The sequence below is a fragment of the Klebsiella sp. HN106 genome, from assembly GCF_051209435.1.
Classification (GTDB): Bacteria; Pseudomonadota; Gammaproteobacteria; order Enterobacterales; family Enterobacteriaceae; genus Klebsiella; species Klebsiella oxytoca.
Genome location: NZ_JBLURD010000065.1, coordinates 1 through 1,115 on the forward strand (window position 1 = coordinate 1; position 1,115 = coordinate 1,115).

Sequence of the window (1,115 nt, forward strand, 5' to 3'; positions counted from 1 at the left end):
GCCTCTTCCGCCCCGGCTCAGGCGGCCGCCCCGGCAGGCGCCGGCACGCCGGTGACCGCGCCGCTGGCGGGCACTATCTGGAAGGTCATTGCCGCGGAAGGCCAGACGGTGGCCGAAGGCGACGTGCTGCTGATTCTGGAAGCCATGAAGATGGAAACCGAAATCCGCGCCGCACAGGCCGGGACCGTGCGCGGTATCGCGGTGAAATCCGGGGATGCGGTGGCGGTGGGCGACACCCTGATGACCCTGGCGTAAGGAAAAGGAACGGAAATGGAAAGTCTGAACGCCCTGATTCAGGGCATGGGGCTGATGCACCTCGGTGCCGGCCAGGCCGTCATGCTGCTGGTGAGCCTGCTGCTGCTGTGGCTGGCGATAGCGAAGAAGTTCGAGCCGTTACTGCTGCTGCCGATTGGCTTCGGCGGGCTGCTGTCGAATATCCCGGAAGCCGGGCTGGCGCTGACCGCGCTGGAGAGCCTGCTGGCCCACCACGACGCCGGGCAGCTGGCGGTGATTGCGGCGAAGCTCAACTGCGCGCCGGACGTCCACGCCATCAAAGAGGCGCTGGCCCTGGCCCTGCCGTCGGTGCAGGGGCAGATGGAGGACCTCGCCGTGGATATGGGCTACTCCGCCGGGGTGCTGGCCATCTTCTATAAGGTCGCCATCGGCTCGGGCATCGCCCCGCTGGTGATTTTTATGGGCGTCGGGGCGATGACCGACTTCGGCCCGCTGCTGGCCAACCCGCGGACCCTGCTGCTGGGGGCGGCGGCGCAGTTCGGCATCTTCGCCACGGTGCTGGGGGCGCTGACGCTGAACTACTTCGGCATCATCAGCTTCACCCTGCCGCAGGCGGCGGCCATCGGCATCATCGGCGGCGCGGACGGCCCGACGGCGATTTACCTCTCCGGGAAACTGGCGCCGGAATTACTCGGCGCCATCGCGGTGGCGGCGTACTCGTATATGGCGCTGGTGCCGTTAATCCAGCCGCCGATTATGAAGGCGCTGACCAGCGAGAAGGAGCGGAAAATCCGCATGGTGCAGCTGCGCACGGTGAGTAAGCGGGAAAAAATCCTCTTCCCGGCGGTGCTGTTGCTGCTGGTGGCGCTGCTGCTGCCGGA

The 1,115-nt window shown here is 66.8% G+C and carries 2 protein-coding genes; both read left to right on the forward strand.

Annotation, left to right across the window (positions count from 1 at the left end):
- A partial coding sequence (locus ACSIPU_RS30290; protein ID WP_285160556.1) for a biotin/lipoyl-containing protein occupies positions 1–255 on the forward strand: 255 nt, incomplete at its 5' end.
- Between the two features lie 15 nt (positions 256–270).
- The coding region (locus ACSIPU_RS30295) for a sodium ion-translocating decarboxylase subunit beta (RefSeq protein ID WP_435322467.1) at positions 271–1,115 on the forward strand (845 nt) is incomplete at its 3' end.